This is a genomic window from Devosia sp. 67-54 (genome assembly GCF_001899075.1).
In the GTDB taxonomy this organism is placed as follows: Bacteria; Pseudomonadota; Alphaproteobacteria; order Rhizobiales; family Devosiaceae; genus Devosia_A.
Window position 1 is genome coordinate 120,274 of record NZ_MKVA01000001.1, and the last position, 19,304, is coordinate 139,577.

At 67.1% G+C, this 19,304-nt stretch carries 17 protein-coding genes; 12 read left to right on the forward strand and 5 right to left on the reverse strand.

Annotation, left to right across the window (positions count from 1 at the left end; all coding sequences use genetic code 11):
• The first annotated feature begins 41 nt into the window (after window positions 1-41).
• On the forward strand, window positions 42-1,067 hold the full coding sequence (locus BGO82_RS00560) for a hypothetical protein (protein ID WP_291303585.1): 1,026 nt from the start codon (window positions 42-44) through the stop codon (window positions 1,065-1,067).
• Here BGO82_RS00560 and BGO82_RS00565 read toward each other — a convergent pair.
• Window positions 1,064-2,935 (reverse strand): nucleoside-diphosphate sugar epimerase/dehydratase, encoded by a 1,872-nt coding sequence (locus BGO82_RS00565; protein ID WP_291303586.1) that lies wholly within the window; start codon window positions 2,933-2,935, stop codon window positions 1,064-1,066. The two genes, BGO82_RS00560 and BGO82_RS00565, sit on opposite strands and share 4 nt — an antisense overlap.
• 139 nt (window positions 2,936-3,074) lie before the next feature.
• Between BGO82_RS00565 and BGO82_RS00570 the strand changes: the two genes are divergently transcribed.
• Window positions 3,075-4,043 carry an NAD-dependent epimerase/dehydratase family protein gene (locus BGO82_RS00570; protein ID WP_291303587.1) on the forward strand — a complete coding sequence of 323 codons (969 nt, stop codon included), beginning with the start codon at window positions 3,075-3,077 and terminating at the stop codon, window positions 4,041-4,043.
• On the opposite strand, the gene BGO82_RS00575 is transcribed toward BGO82_RS00570, so the two are convergent.
• The 3 genes from BGO82_RS00575 to BGO82_RS00585 all read right to left on the reverse strand — a co-directional run bounded on the left by BGO82_RS00575 (window position 4,040) and on the right by BGO82_RS00585 (window position 5,550).
• Entirely contained in the window at window positions 4,040-4,270 is a 231-nt protein-coding gene (locus BGO82_RS00575) for a DUF2934 domain-containing protein (protein WP_291303588.1), read from the reverse strand. The genes BGO82_RS00570 and BGO82_RS00575 overlap by 4 nt on opposite strands.
• A gap of 67 nt (window positions 4,271-4,337) precedes the next feature.
• On the reverse strand, window positions 4,338-5,150 hold the full coding sequence (locus BGO82_RS00580; protein ID WP_291303589.1) for a creatininase family protein: 813 nt from the start codon (window positions 5,148-5,150) through the stop codon (window positions 4,338-4,340).
• A 1-nt stretch (window position 5,151) separates the two neighbouring features.
• Complete coding sequence (locus tag BGO82_RS00585) at window positions 5,152-5,550, reverse strand: RidA family protein (protein ID WP_291303617.1); 399 nt, start codon at window positions 5,548-5,550, stop codon at window positions 5,152-5,154.
• A 241-nt stretch (window positions 5,551-5,791) separates the two neighbouring features.
• Between BGO82_RS00585 and BGO82_RS00590 the strand changes: the two genes are divergently transcribed.
• The 6 genes from BGO82_RS00590 to BGO82_RS00615 all read left to right on the forward strand — a co-directional run bounded on the left by BGO82_RS00590 (window position 5,792) and on the right by BGO82_RS00615 (window position 11,856).
• Window positions 5,792-6,799: an ABC transporter substrate-binding protein gene (locus tag BGO82_RS00590; RefSeq protein WP_291303590.1), complete on the forward strand. Its 1,008-nt coding sequence runs from the start codon at window positions 5,792-5,794 to the stop codon at window positions 6,797-6,799.
• Window positions 6,800-6,905: 106 nt separating this feature from the next.
• Window positions 6,906-7,715: an ABC transporter ATP-binding protein gene (locus tag BGO82_RS00595; RefSeq protein ID WP_291303591.1), complete on the forward strand. Its 810-nt coding sequence runs from the start codon at window positions 6,906-6,908 to the stop codon at window positions 7,713-7,715.
• Window positions 7,715-8,569 (forward strand): ABC transporter permease, encoded by an 855-nt coding sequence (locus BGO82_RS00600; protein WP_291303592.1) that lies wholly within the window; start codon window positions 7,715-7,717, stop codon window positions 8,567-8,569. The genes BGO82_RS00595 and BGO82_RS00600 overlap by 1 nt, the downstream gene beginning before the upstream one ends.
• Window positions 8,569-9,837 carry a cytosine deaminase gene (locus BGO82_RS00605; protein ID WP_291303593.1) on the forward strand — a complete coding sequence of 423 codons (1,269 nt, stop codon included), beginning with the start codon at window positions 8,569-8,571 and terminating at the stop codon, window positions 9,835-9,837. The genes BGO82_RS00600 and BGO82_RS00605 overlap by 1 nt, the downstream gene beginning before the upstream one ends.
• A 1-nt stretch (window position 9,838) precedes the next feature.
• A complete protein-coding gene (locus BGO82_RS00610) occupies window positions 9,839-11,254 on the forward strand; it encodes an FAD-binding oxidoreductase (RefSeq protein ID WP_291303594.1) in 1,416 nt (471 codons plus the stop codon).
• On the forward strand, window positions 11,254-11,856 hold the full coding sequence (locus tag BGO82_RS00615) for an NAD(P)H-dependent oxidoreductase (protein ID WP_291303595.1): 603 nt from the start codon (window positions 11,254-11,256) through the stop codon (window positions 11,854-11,856). Before BGO82_RS00610 ends, BGO82_RS00615 begins: the two co-directional genes overlap by 1 nt.
• Here BGO82_RS00615 and kynU read toward each other — a convergent pair.
• The gene (gene kynU / locus BGO82_RS00620; RefSeq protein ID WP_291303596.1) at window positions 11,853-13,061 is read right to left on the reverse strand and encodes a kynureninase; all 1,209 of its coding nucleotides are present in this window, start codon (window positions 13,059-13,061) and stop codon (window positions 11,853-11,855) included. The two genes, BGO82_RS00615 and kynU, sit on opposite strands and share 4 nt — an antisense overlap.
• A gap of 68 nt (window positions 13,062-13,129) precedes the next feature.
• Between kynU and cysQ the strand changes: the two genes are divergently transcribed.
• From cysQ to BGO82_RS00640, 4 genes are all read left to right on the forward strand, one after another.
• Entirely contained in the window at window positions 13,130-13,927 is a 798-nt protein-coding gene (gene cysQ / locus BGO82_RS00625) for a 3'(2'),5'-bisphosphate nucleotidase CysQ (RefSeq protein ID WP_291303597.1), read from the forward strand.
• A 169-nt stretch (window positions 13,928-14,096) separates the two neighbouring features.
• Window positions 14,097-14,639 carry a PadR family transcriptional regulator gene (locus BGO82_RS00630; RefSeq protein WP_291303598.1) on the forward strand — a complete coding sequence of 181 codons (543 nt, stop codon included), beginning with the start codon at window positions 14,097-14,099 and terminating at the stop codon, window positions 14,637-14,639.
• A 14-nt stretch (window positions 14,640-14,653) separates the two neighbouring features.
• On the forward strand, window positions 14,654-15,913 hold the full coding sequence (locus BGO82_RS00635; RefSeq protein ID WP_291303599.1) for an efflux RND transporter periplasmic adaptor subunit: 1,260 nt from the start codon (window positions 14,654-14,656) through the stop codon (window positions 15,911-15,913).
• Window positions 15,910-19,221 (forward strand): efflux RND transporter permease subunit, encoded by a 3,312-nt coding sequence (locus tag BGO82_RS00640; protein ID WP_291303600.1) that lies wholly within the window; start codon window positions 15,910-15,912, stop codon window positions 19,219-19,221. The genes BGO82_RS00635 and BGO82_RS00640 overlap by 4 nt, the downstream gene beginning before the upstream one ends.
• The last annotated feature ends 83 nt before the right edge of the window (window positions 19,222-19,304 follow it).

A 19,304-nucleotide genomic window follows, 5' to 3' on the forward strand; every position in this document is an offset into this window, starting at 1 on the left:
CTCAGTTGTGAAGGCGGGGCGCCGCCCGTAAAAGGCGGGACATGCTCCTCCTGCGCCTTGCGCTCCTGCTGCTCGCTGCCGTCACCGCCTTTGCGGTGACGGCGCTGATCCGCGCCAATGCGCGCCGTCTCGGCACCATCCAGGCGCCGAACGAGCGGTCGTCGCACACGGTGCCGACCCCCAGCGGCGGCGGCGTCGGCATCGTGGCCGGCGGCACACTCGCCACCCTGGTGCTGGTGCTGCCGGATCGCTGGCCGCTGGGGCTTGGCGTCGCCTGCGCCCTCGCCGTTGCCGCCATCGGCTTTCTCGACGACCGCACGCCGCTGCCGGCGCGTCTCCGCCTCACCGCGCAACTGCTGCTCGTCGCGCTCACCCTGGTGCTGGCGGTGCCGCTCGATGGCCTCGCCCGCGCGACGGGACTGCCGCTCCCGGCGCTGCTCGTCGGCGCGATGGCGCTGGTGGTCGCCGTGTACTGGATCAATCTCTTCAACTTCATGGACGGCATCGACGGCATCGCTGGGTCCGAGGCGATCTTCATGAGTTGCGCCGCGGCGCTGCTGATGCTGCTCGCCGATCCGGACGCGGCGGTCGCTGCTCCGTTCTGGATGCTGCTGGCCGTCGCCGCCGCCACCGCCGGCTTCCTCGTCCTCAACTGGCCGCCGGCGAAGATCTTCATGGGCGACGCCGGCAGCACCTGGCTCGGCTTCATGCTGGTGCTTTGCGGGCTCGTCAGCATCGCCGAAGGCACGCTGTCGCTGGCGCAATGGTCGATCCTTGCCGCCGCCTTCGTCACCGATGCGACGGTCACGCTGTTCCGCCGGCTGCTGCGGCGCGAGCGGGTGTTCGAGGCGCATCGGCGTCACGCCTATCAGGCGCTGTCGCGGCGCTGGCAATCGCATCGCCGCGTCACCCTGGCCTTCATCGGCGTCAATGTCGTCTGGCTGCTGCCCCTCGCCTGGCTCAGCGCGCAGCCCGGCTGGATGTGGCCGGCTGTCGCTCTGGCCTACCTGCCGCTCGGCGCCATCGCTCTTGCCGCCGGCGCCGGGGCGCCCGAACGGCAGGCCTAGCTGGCGCTCTGCTCGATCACGTCGAACAGGATGCGGCGGACCTCGGCTTCATCCGCGGCGTCCATCGCGGCCTGCAACTGGGCCAGCGCGGCGTCGAGATCGAAATTGCTGCGCCGCGCCATCTTGGCGCGCAGGATTTTCGGCTGTTTGGTACGCGTCGCCTGCGTCTCGTCGTAGAACAGCTCTTCATAAAGCTTCTCGCCCGGCCGGATGCCGGTGACGCTGATCTCGACGTCGCCGGCCGGCTCCTGCGGCGTGCGCAGCGACAGCCCCGCCAGCCGGATCATATTCTCGGCGAGGTCGCGGATCTTCACCGGCTGGCCCATCTCCAGCAGGAAGATGTCGCCGCCCTCCGACAGCGCGCCGGCCTGCACGATCAGTTCGGCCGCCTCGTGGATGGACATGAAATAGCGCGTCATGCGCTCGTCGGTCAGCGTCACCGGCCCGCCATTGGCGATCTGCTCGCGGAACAGCGGAACCACCGAACCGTTGGAGCCGAGCACGTTGCCGAAGCGCACCGCGGAAAAGCGCTGCCCGTCGCGCTCGGCCGCGGCGCGGTCGCCGAACTGCCGGGTGACGAGCTCGGCCCAGCGCTTGGTGGCGCCCATCACGTTGGTCGGCCGCACCGCCTTGTCGCTCGAGATCAGCACGAAATCGCGCACGCCGGCCTCGAAGGCGCAGCGCACCAAAGTGCGCGTGCCGAACACATTGTTGCGCACCCCCTCGAGCACGTTGGCCTCGAGCAGCGGCACATGCTTGTGCGCGGCGGCATGAAACACCACCTCGACGCCCTGCTCGCGCAGGGTGCGCCGCACCAGCGCCTCGTCGGTCACCGAGCCCAGGACCGGCACCACCCTGAGCGCCGGGTCGCGGCTCAACGCCCGCTCGATCTGGTACAGCGCGAACTCGTTGGCTTCGAGGATCACCAGCGCCTTGGGCTCGAGCCGGGCGATGATGCGGCAGAGCTCGGAGCCGATCGAGCCGCCGCCGCCCGAGACCAGGATGGTGCGGCCGGCGATCATCTGCTGCAACAGCTCGGGATCGGCCGGCACCGAAGAGCGGCCGAGCAGGTCGTCGATGTCGATCTCGCGAAGCTGGTTGACCTGGTATTTGCCCGAGGCGATCTCGCGCAGCGAGGGCAGCGTGCGCACCTTCACCGGGAAGCGGCTCAGCTCGGTGTAGATGGCCTGCCGCCGCGCCGGCTCGAGCGAGGCCATCGAAAGCACGATCTCCTTGACGCCGAAATCGGTGATCAGCGTCGGCAGGCTGGCCGGCGCGTGCACGCGGATGCCCGAGACGTCGCGGCCCTGCAGATTGCGGTCGTCGTCGAGGAAGGCGACGACATAGGCGTCGCCCTGCCCGCTGAGCGTCGCCGCCAATTGCCGGCCGGCATCGCCGGCGCCATAGACCACGATCGGGCGGCCGGCCGGGCCGCCGCGCGCCGGATAGAGGATGTATTTGGCGGCAAAGCGCGAGCCGGAAACGACGATGGTGCCGAGCAGGAAATAGAAGATCGGCACGGTGCGCGGCAGTACTGCCATGCGCGTCACCTCGGCGATGAACAGCACGAACACCCAGGCGATGGTGGCGAGCAGCATGGCGCCGACCATGGTCCAGATCGCCCGCTCGGGCAGGTAGCGGATCACGGCGCGATACAGGCCAAGCCGCAGGAAGATCGGCAGCGCCACCGCCGGCGCCAGCAGGATCAGCACCCATTGCGCTGGCGTCGGCTGGAAGGTGCCGCCGAGGCGCAACTGGTAGCTGAGCCACAGCACGGCAATCAGCGCCACCGCGTCGAAGGCCACGAGGATCAGGCTTTTCCAGCGCCGCGGCACGCGGTTGAGGCGATCTCGAAACTGCTCAAGCATTGAAGGTGCCGACCGCCCCAGGACATCACTTGTATAGCGCGCGGGTTGCGCCAGCGCGGCGCACCCTATTCCATACCGGATTGACAAGGGAATATAGCAGTTTGCGGCCATGCGAAGTTCGGCCGCCGGAGGAACGGCCTTGGCCAGCAATCCAAACCTGATTGCGGTAAGCGGCGCCAGCGGCTTCGTCGGCAGCGCCCTGGTGGACGAGCTTGCCGGCAGCGCCAGCCATGTGTGCCGGGCGCTGTTTAGGCTGCAACCGGCCTCGATCAGCCCGCTGGTCGACGCGCGGGTGGTGGGCGACCTCGCCATCGCCACCGACCTCAAGGAGGCCCTGCGCGGCGTCGACGTGCTGGTGCATGCGGCGGCGCGGGCGCACGTGCTCAACGACGCCGAGACCAACCCGCTCGAGGCCTATCGGCACATCAATGTCGCGGGCACCGAGCGCATCGCGCGTGCGGCCATCGCCGCCGGCGTCCGGCGCTTCGTCTACATCTCGTCGATCGGGGTCAACGGCAAGCGCAATTTCGAGCAGCGCTTCACCGAAGCGGACGAGCCGGCGCCGGTCGACGATTACGGCCGCACCAAATGGGAGGCCGAGCAGAAGCTGCAGGGCTTTGCCCGCAGCAGCGACCTGGAGCTGGTGATCCTCAGGCCGCCGCTGGTCTATGGCCCTTACGTCAAGGGCAATGTCGCGCGGCTGATGCGAATCATCGCCCGTGGCATTCCGCTGCCGCTCGCCTCGGTCGACAACCAGCGCAGCATGATCGGACTGGGCAATCTGGTGTCGGCCATCGTCACCGCGGCGGAACATCCGCGCGCCAGGGGCCGCACCTTCCTCGTCTCCGACCAGCACGATCTGTCGACGCCCGAGCTGATCCGGCTGATCGCGCGGGCGCTGGGCCGGGTGCCCAATCTCTGGCCGTTCCCGCCATCGCTGCTGTTTGCCGCCGGCAGGATCACCGGGCGCAGCGCCGAGGTCGAGCGGCTGGCGGGATCGCTGCGCATCGACAGCAGCGCCTTCACCGAGGCCACCGGCTGGCGACCGAGCGTGCCGATCGAGAGCGAGATCGCGCGCATGGTCGAGGCCAGCGGCCTCAAGCGCTAGCCGCCGTTCTCCTCGTCGATTTCCTTCGATGCTTCGACCCAGATGTCGAAATCGCGTCCCTGCGGGCTGCCCTCGGCCAGCCAGCGGTCATAGGCGAGCTGGCGCAGGTGGATTTCCTTGGCGCGCAGCCAATAGTCGAAACTACGGCCTTCGGGCCGGCCGTCCTGTTCCCACAGGAAATACGCCGTGGCCCGCACCGCCTGGGCCAGTTCTGGGTTTCGCTTCACTTTGCTTTCCGGGAGTCCTGCTGGACGCCTCCGGGAAACTTGCGCCCCGAGCGTTGGTTCCGCGACCTTACGGCGCGGGGTTGGGCGGCCGGAACGGCGCGGGCAGCGGGAACGCCTCCACCTCGCGCAGCAATTCGAGCATCCCCGCCACCTCGGCGTCGGCGAAAATCCGGCCGCGCTCGGCGGTGGCGTTGGCGGCGTTGCCCACCGCTCCCGCCGGGTTGAGGTCGGAGGCAATCCAGGCATAAGCGTGCGTGCCGGTCGGCCGCAGATATTTGAACTGCTGCTCGTCGCGGGCGGCGATCGAGCGGAAATCCTCGAGCCGGTCCATATGCACGAGGTCGGGCCGGAAATGCAGCATCAGCGAGGTTTCGAGATCGCCGGCATGGATGCCGTGGCGTTTCTCCACATCGGTCAGCATGCCGTCGGGCGGCTGGAAGCGGGTCCAGCCGGTCTTGACCACCAGCATGGCCTCGCGCACCCGCAATTCGCGGGCGACGATGCCCATGATCTCCTCGTTGCCGCCGTGCGAATTGATGAAGACGAGCTTGCGGACGCCGGCGCGTGCCACCGCGGCGCCGAGCTCGTACCAGGCGTCGATCAGCGTGTGCGCCGTATGGGTCGCGGTGCCGGTGGCCCAGATGTGCTCGTTGGATTTGCCCACCTGCTGCACCGGCAGGATGCGGAGGTCGAGGTCGGCGGGGGCGCGCTCGATCAGCAGGTCGAGGCAGCCGCGATTGAGGATGGAATCGACGCCCACCGGCAGATGCGGGCCGTGCTGCTCCACCGCGGCGATGGGCAGGACGGCGATGGTCTTTTGGGGGTCGATGTCGGCGTATTCGCGCGCCGCGTAGTCGGTCCACCAGATCCTGCGCGCCATGTCAGGCTGCTCCCGCGGGGCCGGCGGCCACGACTTCGACTTCCACCGCGAATTCGGGCCGGGCGAAGCCGGAGACGATCATCAGCGTCGAGGCCGGAAAGGGCGGGCTGAAGCGCCTGTTGCGCACGTCCATATAGGGCCGCAGATGCTCGCGGGCGGTGACGAACGCGTTGATGCGCACCACGTGCTCGAGCCCGAGCCCCGATTCGGCGAGGATCGCGGCGATGTTGTCGAAGCAGAGCTCAGTCTGTTCGGCGGTGCCCGCGGGAACGCTGCCGTCCTTGGCGATGCCGAGCTGGCCCGAACACAACACCAGCCTCTGGCCGGCGGGCACCTCGACGCCGTTGCTGTAGGCCGAGAAGGGCGGATGGATGGTGGTGGGAGAAAGCGGGGTGTGCATATCGAACCTCAGTGATGCCCAGCTAACCGGCAAAGCCGGGCGTTTGCCAGCCCCAAAGCGAACCAGCCCGCCCAGTTTCTGAGCAACCGGCGAAGTGACGCCATTTTGGGCTTTTCTTTTTGGCAGGCGCGCGATCTTAATCGATCCCAAGATGCCGTCCACAGCATCCTCCGGGGCCTCGAGCGTCAGCGATGATGCGGCCGGATACCGGGAATCTCAGGGGAAACAGGGAGACCACCGAATGCAACTCACATCCAGACTGCTCGTGGCCAGCGCGCTGCTCGCGCTCGCCGGAGCCGCGCCGGCGCTGGCGCTCGACAAGGTCAGCTTCGGTACCAACTGGCTGGCCGAAGGCGAGCATGGCGGCTTCTACCAGGCGGTGGCCGACGGCACCTACCAGAAGTACGGCCTCGACGTGACGATCGTCCAGGGCGGCCCGCAGGCGGCCAACGAGGCGCTGCTGATCTCGGGCAAGATCGACTTCTACATGGGCGGCCAGTTCAGCCTCTACGACGACATCAAGCAGGGCATCCCGGTGATCAACGTCGCCGCCATGTTCCAGAAGGACCCGCAGATCCTGATGACGCACAAGGGCGTCGGCATGGATACCTTCGCCGACATCGCCAAGGCCGACACCATCTTCATGGGCAAGGACATCTTCGTCACCGACTTCGTGTGGATGAAAGCAAACTTCCCCGGCTTCAAGGACGAGCAGTACAAGCCCTACACCTTCAACCCGGCGCCGTTCATCGCCGACAAGATGTCGGCGCAGCAGGGCTACGTCACCTCCGAGCCGCTGGCGGTGGAAAAGGCGATGGGCGAGGCGCCCAACGTCTTCCTGTTCGCCGACAACGGCTATGCGCCCTACTCGACCACCATCGAGACCACCACCAAGAACGTCGCCGAGAAGGCCGATCTGGTGCAGCGCTTCGTCGATGCCTCGATCATCGGCTGGTACAATTACCTCTACGGCGACAACAAGGCCGCCAACGACCTGATCAAGAAAGACAATCCCGAGATGACGGACGAGCAGCTCGCCTTCACGCTCAAGCAGATGAAGGACCACGGCATCCTCGTCTCCGGCGACGCCGAGACCAAGGGCATCGGCTGCATGACCGACGACCGGCAGAAATCGTTCTTCGACATGCTGGTCGGGCTCAAGCTGGTCGACGGCTCGATCGACTACAAGAAGGCCTACACCACGCAGTTCGTGTGCAAAGGCGTGGGCATGGACCTCGTCAAGAAGTAAGGCTGCCGCTAAGGCAGACCTGCGTTTGACCCGGGAGGCGCGCGTATGGCGCGCTTCCCCTTGTTCCGGAAACAGCGACTTGACCCTGACCGACAGCTCCCCTTCCATGGCAGCCCGGACGGCAGCGGCACCCAACCGTCCTGTCGTCGCCATGCATGGCGTATCGAAGGTGTTCTCCAACGGCACGCTGGCGCTGTCCGACATGTCGCTGACCGTCGAGCGTGGCGAGTTCCTCAGCCTGCTCGGCCCGTCGGGCTGCGGCAAGTCGACGGCGCTCCGGATCATCGCGGGGCTGGGCGCTCCCTCCTCCGGCCGCATCGACTGGCCGTCCTCGACCATCAATGCCAAGGGGCTGCCGCAGGGCGACATCGGCTTCGTCTTCCAGGATCCGACGCTGATGCCGTGGGCCACGGTGTTCGGCAATGTCTACCTGCCGCTCAAGCTGCAGGGCGTCGGCAAGGACGTGGCGCGCCCGCGCATCATGGAGACGCTGGCGACCGTCGGCCTCGCCGATTTCGCCGAGGCCTATCCGCGCGAATTGTCGGGCGGCATGAAGATGCGCGTCTCCATCGCCCGCGCCCTTGTCACCAAGCCGAAGCTGCTGCTGATGGACGAGCCGTTTGCCGCGCTCGACGAGATCACCCGGCAGAAGCTCAACGACGACGTGCTGAAACTCTGGCGCCAGTCGGGCGTCACGGTGATCTTCGTCACCCATTCGGTGTTCGAGAGCGCCTATCTCAGCAGCCGCATCGTGGTGATGCGCTCGCGGCCCGGTCAGGTCTATGCCGATCTGCCGCTTGCTACCTCCACGGCGCGCAGCGAGGCGTACCGCACCTCCGAGGAGTACCGCGCCACCACCGCGCTGGTCAGCAAGGCGTTGCAGGACGCCATCCACGCCGGCGGAGGGAGCCACTGATGGCCGAAGCCGTCGACACCAATCTGGGCACCGACGCCAATACGGTGATCGCGCCGCCCTCGACGCCGGTGGGTGAACAGGTCGCCCGCGTGCTCGTCCCCGTCGGCATGCTGCTGATCGCGATCGCGATCTGGCAGCTCTATGTGGTGCTGAGCGGCACGCCGAAATACATCCTGCCCAGCCCGGTCGACGTCGGCGGAGCACTGCTGACCGACTGGCCGACGCTGCTGCCCTCGCTCTGGGTCACTCTGTCGATCACCTTCGAGGCGCTGATCCTGGCCCTGATCGGCGGCGTCGGCCTCGCCATCGTGCTGGTGCAGTCGAAATGGATCGAGCTGGCGCTGTTTCCGTTCGCGGTGATCCTGCAGGTGACGCCGATCGTCGCCATCGCCCCGCTGCTGCTGATCTACGCGCCGAACACGCAGACGGCGCTGCTGATCGTCGCCTTCCTCGTGGCCTTCTTCCCGATCCTCAGCAACATGGTGCAGGGGTTGAAGAGCGTCGACCACAATTTGCTCAACCTGTTCGACCTCTACGGCGCCGGCCGCTGGCAACAGCTCGTCTATCTCAAGATTCCCGCCTCGATGCCGTATTTCATGACCGGCCTCAGGATCGGCGGCGGGCTGTCGCTGATCGCCGCCGTGGTCGCCGAATTCGCGGCCGGCAGCGCCGGTGCCGGCTCGGGCCTCGCCTTCCGCCTGCTCGAATCGGGCTACCGGCTCAACATGCCGCGCCTCTACGCCGCGCTGATCCTGATGACGCTCACGGGCGTCGCCATCTTCGGCGTCACCTCCTTCATCTCCTGGCTGGTGCTGCATCGCTGGCACGAGAGCGCCGTGCGCCGCGAGAACTGATGCCAATCCTGCGCAATGCCTCGGTACCATCGGCGATGCTGGGCCGCCCCGGCAGCGGCCTCGAGCGGGTCGACATCGCCGTTGCCGACGGCCTGATCAACGCCATCACTCCCCACCAGCCCGGTCCGGGCCGCGACCTCGAGGGCGGCCTCGTGCTGCCCGCCTTCGTCGATATGCACACGCATCTCGACAAGGGCCAGATCTGGCCGCGCAAGCCCAATCCCGACGGCACCTGGATCGGCGCGTTGCTGGCGGTGCAGACCGACCGCGACGGCCTGTGGTCGAAGGCCGATGTCGGCCGCCGCATGGATTTCGCGCTGCGCACCGCCTACGCCCACGGCACCGCGGCGATCCGCACGCATCTCGACTCCATCCCGCCACAGCAACTGATCTCGTGGGACCTGTTCGCCGAGGTGCGCGATGCCTGGCGCGGCCGCATCGAGCTGCAGGCAGTGGCGCTGATCCATGCCGACTGCATCCTCGATCCCGCCCAGCTCGACGCCGTGGCGCGCAAGGCGAAGGAGTTCGGCGGCCTGCTCGGCGGCGCCGTGATGTCCGATCCGCGCGCGAAGCAGGCGATGCTGAAGCTGGTGGAAAAGGCCGGAGAGTCCGGCCTCGACATCGACGTGCATGCCGACGAGACGGGCGATCCAGGCTCCGACACGCTCGAACGCCTCGCCGAGGCGGTGCTCGAAACCGGCTACACCGGCCGCGTCACCGCCGGCCATTGCTGCGCGCTGACCGCGCAGGACGAGGCGACGCAGCAGCGCACCATCGACAAGGTCGCGCGCGCCGGCATCGCCATCGTGTCGCTGCCGATGTGCAACATGTACCTGCAGGATCGCGACGCCGACGGCCGCACGACCCCGGTGCGCCGTGGCGTGACGCTGCTCAAGGAGTTACGCGCCGCCGGCGTCAGGGTCGCCATCGCCTCCGACAATACGCGCGATCCGTTCTATGCCTATGGCGACCTCGATGCGCTGGAGGTGCTGCGCGAAGGCGCCCGCATCCTGCATTTCGACCACCCGCGGGACGCAGCCTGGAGCTGGGCCGGCACGGTGGCGTACGATGCGGCGGCAATTGCCGGCTTCGACTATACGGCGCAACTCGCAGCCGGTGCCTCGGCCGACCTCGTGATGTTCCGCGCCCGCACCTGGACCGAGCTGCTGTCGCGGCCGCAGGCCGACCGGCAGGTGATGCGTCGCGGCGAGCTGATCGACACCACCCTGCCCGACTATCGCGAACTCGACGATTTGATGGAGGCCTGATTTGTCTAGCGCTTCGGACCTGACCGCCTTCCGCGCCGCGCTCGGCGACATCCCCGTGCAGGACCATCCCAAGATCGTGCTGCAGAAGAGCCGCGACCATTACTGGTATTCGCCGCGCCTCAAGGCCGAGCTCGAACATGTCACCGCGCAGCTCGTGGTGGCGCCACGCACGCAGGACGAGGTGAAGACCGTCCTCGCGGCAGCGTTCCGCACCGGCGTGCCGGTGACACCGCGCGGCGCCGGCACCGGCAATTACGGCCAGGCCATGCCGCTGTCGGGCGGGGTGATCCTCGACCTGTCGGGCCTCACCCGCATCGTCCGCATCGACCGCGACCGGGTGCGCGCCGAGGCCGGCATCATCCTCGAAAAGCTCGACGACGAAACGCGCGCCGCGGTCGGCGGCGAGATGCGCTTCCACCCCTCGACCTATCGCATGGCGACGCTGGGCGGCTTCATCGCCGGCGGTTCGGGCGGCGTCGGCTCCATCCGCTGGGGCGGGCTCAGGAATTTCGGCAATATCCTCGGGCTCAAGGTCATCACCTGCGAGGCCGAGCCGCGCGTGCTCGACCTCGTCGGTCCTGACATCCTCAAGGTGGCGCACGCCTACGGCACCAACGGCATCATCGTCGAAGCCGAGATCCCGCTGGCGGCCGCCTATGACTGGGTCGACGTCATGGTCGGCTTCGACTCGATCATGGCGGCCTGCGCCTTCGGCGAGCAATGCGCCCGCCAGGACGGGCTGCTGCTCAAGGAAATCTCGCCGGTCGCGGCACCGGTCCCCTACGACTGGTTCAACCGCCACCGCCCCTACATCAAGCACCGCGACCAGTCGGTGGTGCTGCTGATGGTGGCGCCCGCTTCGGTGCCGGCGCTGATGGACCTCATCGCCTTCCACAAGGGCGACCTGCTGGTGCGCACCGATACCCTGCCCGAGGACGAAAAAAAGAAGCTGCCGCCGATCTATGAGCTTGCCTGGAACCACACCACGCTGCGCGGGCTGAAGCTCGACCCCGGCATCACCTATCTGCAGACGCAATACCCCGACCTCGAGCATGTGCGCTGGGCGGTCGAGCTGTTCGGCGACGAGATGCCGATGCATCTCGAGATGAACCGCTTCGACGGCAACATCGTCTTCGCCGGGCTGCCGATCGTGCGCTACACCACCGAGGCGCGGCTGGAGGAGATCATCCGGCTGCACGAGGCCAATGGCTGCCTCGTGTTCAACCCGCACCGCTACACCCTCGAGGAAGGCGGCATGAAAAAGACCGACCGTAACCAGCTCGAGTTCAAGAAGCAGGCCGACCCCAAGGGCATCCTCAACCCCGGCAAGATGATCGCCTGGGACGATCCGAATTTCGATTTCGACTCCGGCCGCGCCTGGCTGTTCGAGGGCCTGAAGACGCTCGGAGCCGCCTGATGCGGGTCATGGTGCTGCACGCCCATCCGGTCGAGGAGAGCTTCAACCACGCGCTCTATGACGCCGTTCTCGAAACGCTGCGGGCCAAGGGTCACGAGGTCGATCCGGTCGACCTGTACGCCGAGGGTTTCGACCCCGTGATGAGCCGCGAAGGGCGCCTCAACTATCATGATGTGCCGGACAATGTGACGCCCGAGCTCAAGCCCTATGTCGACCGGCTGATGGCGGCCGAGGGCCTGGTCATCGTTCATCCGGTGTGGAACTACGGCTTTCCGGCGATCCTCAAGGGTTATTTCGACCGTGTGTTCATGCCGGGCGTGTCGTTCGTGCTCGAAGGCGGCGACGGGCCGGACAAGGGCCGGCTGAAGCCCAACCTCAAGCACATCAGGAAAGTGGCGTTCGTCACCTCCTATGGCGGCGACCGCTTCCGCACCTGGATCATGGGCGATCCGCCGCGCCGCATGGCGAAACGCTGGGGCTGGGTCACGTTCGGCGGCTGGCTTCCCCCGACCTACCTCGCGCTCTACGACATGAACAATGTCAGCCCGGACGGCCTCAAGGCCTTTATCGACAAGGTGAAGCGGGTGATCGGGCGGTTCTAGACGACCTTCGCCCTGCGCTTGAACTCCGGCCGGTCCCAGGCCCGCGTGGCGATCACATCGCCCAGCACTTCGGCGGCGCGATAAACGTCCTGGTAGCGCAGGTAGAGCGGCGTCAGGCCGAGGCGGATGATGTCGGGCTGGCGGAAATCGCCGATGACGCCGCGGGCGATCAGCGCCTGCATCACCGCATAGGCCTCCGGGTGGCGGAGGCTGATCTGCGAGCCGCGTTGCGCGGCGTCGCGCGGGGTGAGGATCTCGAGCTCCGGGGCGCGGCGGCCGATCTCGTCGGCGAACAGGTCGAACAGTGCGTCGGCCTTGCGTTTGACGGCGGCCATGTCGACGCCGGCAAAGGCGTCGAGCGCCGCATCGAGGGCCGCCATCGACAGGATTGGCGGCGTGCCGGCGCGCAGCGCGTCGACGCCCTTGCCCGGCCGGTAGTCCGGGGAAAACTCGAACGGCGCGGCGTGGCCGAGCCAGCCTTGTAGCGGCTGCCGCAGGCCGTCCTGGTGGCGGGGGGCGACGTAGGCGAAGGCGGGGGCGCCGGGGCCGCCATTGAGGAATTTGTAGCCGCAGCCGACGGCGAAATCGGCGCCGGCGGCCGCCAGATCGACCGGCACGGCGCCGGCGGAATGGCAGAGATCCCAGAGGGTTAGGGCGCCGGCGGCGTGGGCGCGGCGGGTCAGGGCCGCCATGTCGTGGCGGGCGCCGGTGCGGTAGTTGACCTCGGTGACGAGGACGACCGCGGTGCGCTCGTCGACCTGGTTCGGATCGCCCGCCACCACGTCGCAGCTGGTGAAACGGGCGACACCCTCGGCGATATAGAGGTCGGTGGGGAAATTTCCCCGCTCGGTGAGGATCACGCGCCGTTCCGGCCGCTTCTCAAGAGCGACGGCCAACAGCTTGAAAAGATTGACGGACGTGGAATCGGCGACGATCACGCTGCCGGGCTCGGCGCCGATCAGCGGCGCCAGCTTGTCCCCGGTCCGCCGCGGCAGGTCGATCCAGTCGTGGACGTTCCAGCTGGTGATGAGGTCGCGGCCCCACTCCTCGGCGACCATCTGCGCCATCCGCGCCGGCACCGCCCTGGGCAGCGCCCCGAGGGAATTGCCGTCGAGATAAAGGGCGTTTTCCGGCAGGGAAAAGCGCTCACGGCAGGGCGCCAGCGGGTCGTTGCGATCGAGGAGGGCGGCGTCGGCGAGGGTCATGGGACATCAATACGGCCGGCGCGCGAATGTCCATAGACACGACCGCGGCGGGCTCCTAAACGGCACGCATGTCCACGCCCATGCTCGAGCTGATGCTCACCGCCGCGCGCGCCGCCTCGACCGCCATCATGGAGGTCTATCTATCTGATTTCGAACATGTTTCGAAGGCCGATGGATCGCCGGTGACAGTCGCCGACCAGCGCGCCGAAAACATCATCCTCGAGCACCTGATGTCCACGGACCTGCCGATACTGGCCGAAGAGAGCGTCGCGGCGGGCATCGTGCCGAGACTGGGAAACCGCTTCTTCGTGGTCGATCCGCTCGACGGCACCAAGGAGTTCCTGAAGCGCAACGGCGAGTTCACGGTCAACATCGCGCTGTGCGAAGGCGGGCGGCCGACACATGGGGTGGTGGTGGCCCCGGCGACCGGCGCGACATTCGTCGCAAGTCCCGATGGCGCCTACGAAATCACCGGGCGCGACGAGCGCGAAAAGCTGCGCACCAGCACCGACGGACCGATGAAGGTGGTGGCGTCGCGCTCGCACGGACACGGGGCGCTGGAGGGCTTCTGCCAGACGTTCCAGGTGGTCGAGGATGTCTCGGTCGGATCGTCGCTGAAGTTCTGCCTCGTGGCGAAGGGCGAGGCGCAGCTCTATCCCCGCTTCACGCCGACCTCGGAATGGGACACGGCGGCCGGCCAGGCGATCCTGGAAGCTGCTGGCGGATCAGTGCTTTGCCTCGACGGAACCCCCCTCGCTTACGGCAAGGGCGGCGACAACCTGAACCCCTTCTTCATCGCCGCCGCGTCCCCGGATCTGGCGCAACGCGGCGCGGCGGAGATGCGCCGGCTGCTGAAACCGACCTGACAGTCTGTTGAAGCCAGCCTGACAGTCTGTCCGGTTATCGCTGGTAGCGGCGCAAACCTCCGTTAACTGCGCATGGCTTACATGCATGGGGAGCGGATTGCAGGCACTCGCGTGTGCGTATATAGGGCCGTCATATTCTGGCCCAGCATATGCCCGACGAGTATAGTGCATGAACGTCCGTACCATCTGTCTCGCCATCCTCTACGACGCCGACGCGACCGGATACGAAATCCGCAAGCTGTCGACGGAGGGCGAGTATTGCTATTTCGTCGACGCCAGCTACGGCGCCATCTATCCGGCGCTGCAGAAGCTGGAAGCCGACAGGCTGGTGACCTCCAAGGTCGAACAGCAGGACGGCAAGCCGGCCAAGAAGATCTATTCGATCACCCCGCTGGGGCGGCGCGAGTTCATCAACTCGCTGTTCGAGCAGCTCGGGGAAGACGAATACCGCAGCGAATTCCTGCTGTTCGCGCGGTTTGCATCCGAACTTCCGCAGTCTCTCGTCCAGGTCCGGCTGAGGGAGCGACTCGCCTCCCTCGACGCCGCCATCGCCGAGCTCGACCGTCTCAAATCCAACCATTCGCAACCGGCGGATCGCTGGATTATCGACTACGGCCGCACTTGTATGGCCTTTGCGCGTGACTACATCGACGCCCACATGGGCGAACTGATTGCGCTGGCGCGGCCCGATGCCGCCCAAGCCGCTGAATAGAGGGCTTTTTCTCAATGCGTGCGATTTACTCTTACGGCGTCGCGCTGGTCATCGTGCTCGTGCTGGCCGTGTGGATGGCCACCGGCACCCTGGTGGATGGCGGCCACGGCCCCGGCAACGGCGAAAAGCCGGTTGTCTCGCTGATCGAAAAGAACGGCGGGCCGCTGACCGACGCCGTCGACAAGTCCGGCATCAACAAGGGCGTGTCGTCCGAGGGCATCGATCCGGCGCAGACCATCGCCGAGCGCAACGACGCCGGCGGCAACGGCGCCAACGCCAAGCCGCGTTCGGTGCGGATCGCCATCGTGCATGCCCAGCCCATGCCGATCGACGTCGATCTGCGCGGCCGCACCAAGGCCAGCGCGCAGGTGAGCGTGGTGGCGCAGACCGCCGGCATCGTCACCGAGGTCAATGTGCAGAAGGGCCAGGTGGTGAAGGCCGGCGACACGCTGTGCACGCTCGACAAGGGCGCCCGCCAGCTGGCGGTGGACCAGGCCAAGGCGGCGGTGGACCAGGCGCAGACCGCCTACGATTCCAACCAGGCGCTGGTGAAGAAGGGCCTCGCGGCGCAGAACACCGCGCTCGCGGCGCAGTCGGCGCTGGCCGGCGCCAAGACGGCGCTGGAGCAGGCGCAGCTCGAGCTCGACCGCGCCACCATCAAGACCGACGTGGCCGGCACCGTCAGCACGCCGCTCGCCACGGTGGGCTCGATGCTGACGGTGGGCACGCCCTGCGCCACGGTGGTGCAGCTCGACCCGATGCTGTTCGTCGCCACGGTGCCCGAGGCCAAGATCGGCTATGCGCGGCTCGGCCTCCCCGCCGACGTGACCACGGTGACCGGCGCCAAGGCCAGCGGCAAGGTGACCTACATCGCGCCGACGGCGGACGATGCGACGCGCTCGTTCCCGATCGAAATCTCGATCCCCAACCCGGACGACAAGATCCAGGACGGGGTGACCGCCAGCGCCACGGTGAACGTGGGCACCGCCCCGGCGCAGGTGCTGCCGCAATCGGTGCTGACGCTGGACGACAATGGCGTGCTCGGCATCCGTACGGTCGAGGACGGCAATAAAGTGGCGTTCCACGCGGTGACCATCGTCAAGGACACGCGCGAGGGGGTGTGGGTCGTGGGCCTGCCCGAGACCATCAAGGTGATTACGGTCGGACAGGAATATGTCGAGCCCGGCCAGGTCGTAGACGCCCAGACCGACGACACGCCGATCGGGGCCACCGCGGACAGTGCCGCCAGCGCCAGCTCGGAGCAGCATTCATGATGAACTTCCTCGAGCGCATCCTGCGCATGCCGCGAGTGGTGATGACCATCATGGTCGCGCTGCTCACGGCCGGATTCTTCAGCTACATGTCGCTGCCGCGGGAAAGCTTCCCGGCCATCGACATTCCGTATTTCTACATCTCGGTGAGCCAGACCGGCGTGTCGCCGAGCGACGCCGAGCGGCTGCTGGCCAAGCCCATCGAAGACCGCATCAAAGACGTCGACGGGCTCAGCCACTACACCACGACGGCGTCGCAGGGGCATGCCTCGGTGCTGCTCGAATTCGACGTCAACGCCAACAAGGACAAGGCGCTGTCGGACGTGCGCGCCAAGCTCGACGGCGTGACCTCCGAACTGCCAAGCGACGCCACCACGCCGACGGTGAACACGGTGTCGACGGCGAGCTTCCCCTCGATCTCGGTGGCCGTCTATGGCGACGTGCCGGAGCGGGCGCTGGTGCAGAAGGCCAAGGACCTGCAGGAGGCGCTGAAGAAGCTGCCGGAAGTGCAGTCGGCCGACCTCGCCGGCTCGCGCGACGAGATGCTGGCCGTCACCATCGACATGGACAAGCTCGAGGCCTACAACCTCACGGCCTCGCAACTGCTCGACGCGCTCGCCAAGAACAATCTGGTGGTGCCGGGCGGCACGCTCGATACCGGCAACGGCTCGTTCAACGTGCAGGTGCCGGGCCTGATCACCAGCGCCGCCGACGTCTATTCGCTGCCGCTCAAGACCTCGGGCGACACCGTGGTGACGTTCGGCGACGTGGCGCAGATCACGCGCACCTTCAAGGACGCGACCAGCTACGCGCATGTGAACGGCAAGCCGGCGATCACGCTCAGCGTGGTCAAGAAGCTCGGCACCAACGTCATCGGCGTCGTCGACAAGGTGAAGGCGACCACCGCCGAGGTGACCAAGGACTGGCCGGCCGGCATCCAGCATTCGTTCCTGCTCGACCAGTCGGAATCGGCCAAGAGCCTGTTCAACTCGCTGCAGGCCGCGGTGCTGACCGCGGTGGCGCTGGTGCTGATCACCTGCGTGGCGACGCTGGGCGTGCGCCCTGCCCTGATGATCGGCGCCTCGATCCCGATCTCGTTCATGATCGCGTTCCTGGTGACCGGCATCCTGGGCATGACGCTCAACATGATGATCATGTTCGGCCTGGTGCTGGCGGTGGGCGTGCTCGTCGACGACCCGATCGTGGTGGTGGAGTACGCCGAACGAAAGCTGCAGGAGGGCGTGCCCAAGCGCGAAGCCTTCATCCTTGCGGCCAAGAAGATGTTCGTGCCGGTGGTGTCGGCCACCTTCACCACGCTCAGCGCCTTCGTGGTGCTGCTGTTCTGGCCTGGCATCATCGGCAAGTTCATGAGCTATCTGCCGATCATCGTGATCGTGGTGATGTGCGCCTCGCTGCTGTCGGCGCTGGTGTTCATGCCGATCATCGGCTCGCTGATCGCCAGCTCGCATGTCGACCCCGAGGAAAAGGCCAAGGCCGACATCGTGATGTATCCGGACAAGTTCGACACCAAGAAGGTGGGCGGGCTGACCGGCGTCTATGTGCGGATGATGAGCCGGCTGCTGCACTACCCGCTGGTGACGCTGCCGGTCGGCTTCGCCATCATCGTGGCGATCTTCATGTTCGCGCATCCCTCGGGGTTCGTCGCCTTCCCGGTGTCGGAGCCCGAGCAGGGCACGGTGAACGTGATCGCGCGCGGCAATTATTCGCCGATCGAGGTCCGCGACCTGCTGGCCGAGGTGGAGACCCGCATCCTGACGGTGCAGGGCATCCAGGATTCGGTGATGTCGTTCGGCGGCGGCAACGGCTTCGGCGGCGGCTCGCCGCCGGACACCATCGGCTCGTTCCAGCTGCAGCTGCAGCCGTGGGCCGAGCGCGTGCCGGCCGAGCAGATCTTCCAGCAGATCCGCGACAAGGTGAAGGACATCCCCGGCCTGCAGATCGACATCGCGGCGCAGGAGAACGGCCCGCCGGCGGGCAAGGCCATCAATCTGCGCGTCGAGAGCACCAACTACGCCGACCTCGCGCCGGTGGTGGGCAAGCTGCGCAGCTTCATCGAGAACGACCTCGGCGACACCAAGGACGTCGAGGACGGACGGCCCTCCCCCGGCATCGACTGGGAGATCACCATCGACCGGGTCGCCGCGGCCAAATACGGCATCGGCGTGCGCGAGCTCAGCCCCTATGTGCAGCTCGTCACCTCGGGCGTGAAGATCGGCTCGTACCGGCCGGAGGATACGTCCGACGAACTCGATATCCGGGTGCGCCTGCCGCAGGACCAGCGGACGTTCGATGCGCTCGACTCGCTGAAGATCGCGACGGCGCAGGGCCAGGTGCCGGTGAGCAATTTCATCAAGCGCACGCCGGTGCAGAAGGTGGCGACCATCAGCCGCTATGACGGGCTCTATTCGATGACGGTGGCGGCCAACGTCGACGCCGGTGTCGACTCCAACAAGAAGATCGAGGCGATCAAGGCGTGGGAGCAGCAGCAGGTGAAGGACGGGGTGATCCCGGCCGGCACGCACATCGTCTATGGCGGCGCCGACGAGCAGCAGGCGGAGACCTTCGCCTTCATCTCCAAGGCGTTCGTCATCGCCCTGGCGCTGATCGCGCTGATCCTGCTGCTCGAGTACAACAGCTTCTGGCAGGTGTTCGTGACCATCTCGACGGTGGGCATGTCGCTGGCCGGCGTGATGCTGGGGCTGTCGATCACGCACACGCCGTTCTCGATGATCATGACGGGCCTGGGCATCGTCGCCCTCGCCGGCATCGTGGTGAAGAACGGCATCGTGCTGACCGACACCTACAACCACTACAATCGCGACGACGGCGTGGAGCCGATCAAGGCGATGCTGCTGACCATCAGCCAGCGCGTGCGGCCGGTGCTGCTGACCGCCACGGTGACGGCGCTGGGTGTGATCCCCATGGCGCTGAACGTCGAGTTCGATTTCATCGGACGCGAGATCACGGTGGGCGGGCTCGCCGGCACGTGGTTCGTGGCGCTCAGCGAGGCGCTGGTGTCGGGCCTGTTCGTGTCGACCAGCCTGACGCTGGTGCTGGTGCCGGTGATGATCGTGGCGCCGAAGGTGGCCAAGCAGCAGGTCGGCGGCTTCTTCGTCGGGCTGTGGCACCTGCCCGGCCGGCTGCTGGGCCTGCTCGTCGGCCTGTTCCGCCGGCCGGCCAAGGCGACGACGCCCGAGGGCGAGGTGGTGGACGTGCCCGAGGCGCCCGCCGCCGCGGAGCTCCCCAGCCCCGCCAACGACGAGGACGCGCAGCGCCACGCCGCCGAGTGAACGGTGGATATGGAATGAGGAAGGCCCGGAGCGATCCGGGCCTTTTCGTTTGTGGTTGTGACAGTCGGGCGAAGTAGCTACAT

Bases quoted from the DNA above. Each gene is read 5' to 3' on its own strand.
- BGO82_RS00560 (WP_291303585.1), top strand. From the start codon at position 42: ATGCTCCTCCTGCGCCTTGCGCTCCTGCTGCTCGCTGCCGTCACCGCC.
- BGO82_RS00565 (WP_291303586.1), bottom strand. From the start codon at position 2,935: ATGCTTGAGCAGTTTCGAGATCGCCTCAACCGCGTGCCGCGGCGCTGG.
- BGO82_RS00580 (WP_291303589.1), bottom strand. From the start codon at position 5,150: ATGGCGCGCAGGATCTGGTGGACCGACTACGCGGCGCGCGAATACGCC.
- BGO82_RS00585 (WP_291303617.1), bottom strand. From the start codon at position 5,550: ATGCACACCCCGCTTTCTCCCACCACCATCCATCCGCCCTTCTCGGCC.
- BGO82_RS00590 (WP_291303590.1), top strand. From the start codon at position 5,792: ATGCAACTCACATCCAGACTGCTCGTGGCCAGCGCGCTGCTCGCGCTC.
- BGO82_RS00595 (WP_291303591.1), top strand. From the start codon at position 6,906: ATGGCAGCCCGGACGGCAGCGGCACCCAACCGTCCTGTCGTCGCCATG.
- BGO82_RS00600 (WP_291303592.1), top strand. From the start codon at position 7,715: ATGGCCGAAGCCGTCGACACCAATCTGGGCACCGACGCCAATACGGTG.
- BGO82_RS00605 (WP_291303593.1), top strand. From the start codon at position 8,569: ATGCCAATCCTGCGCAATGCCTCGGTACCATCGGCGATGCTGGGCCGC.
- BGO82_RS00615 (WP_291303595.1), top strand. From the start codon at position 11,254: ATGCGGGTCATGGTGCTGCACGCCCATCCGGTCGAGGAGAGCTTCAAC.
- kynU (WP_291303596.1), bottom strand. From the start codon at position 13,061: ATGACCCTCGCCGACGCCGCCCTCCTCGATCGCAACGACCCGCTGGCG.
- cysQ (WP_291303597.1), top strand. From the start codon at position 13,130: ATGTCCACGCCCATGCTCGAGCTGATGCTCACCGCCGCGCGCGCCGCC.
- BGO82_RS00630 (WP_291303598.1), top strand. From the start codon at position 14,097: ATGAACGTCCGTACCATCTGTCTCGCCATCCTCTACGACGCCGACGCG.
- BGO82_RS00635 (WP_291303599.1), top strand. From the start codon at position 14,654: ATGCGTGCGATTTACTCTTACGGCGTCGCGCTGGTCATCGTGCTCGTG.
- BGO82_RS00640 (WP_291303600.1), top strand. From the start codon at position 15,910: ATGATGAACTTCCTCGAGCGCATCCTGCGCATGCCGCGAGTGGTGATG.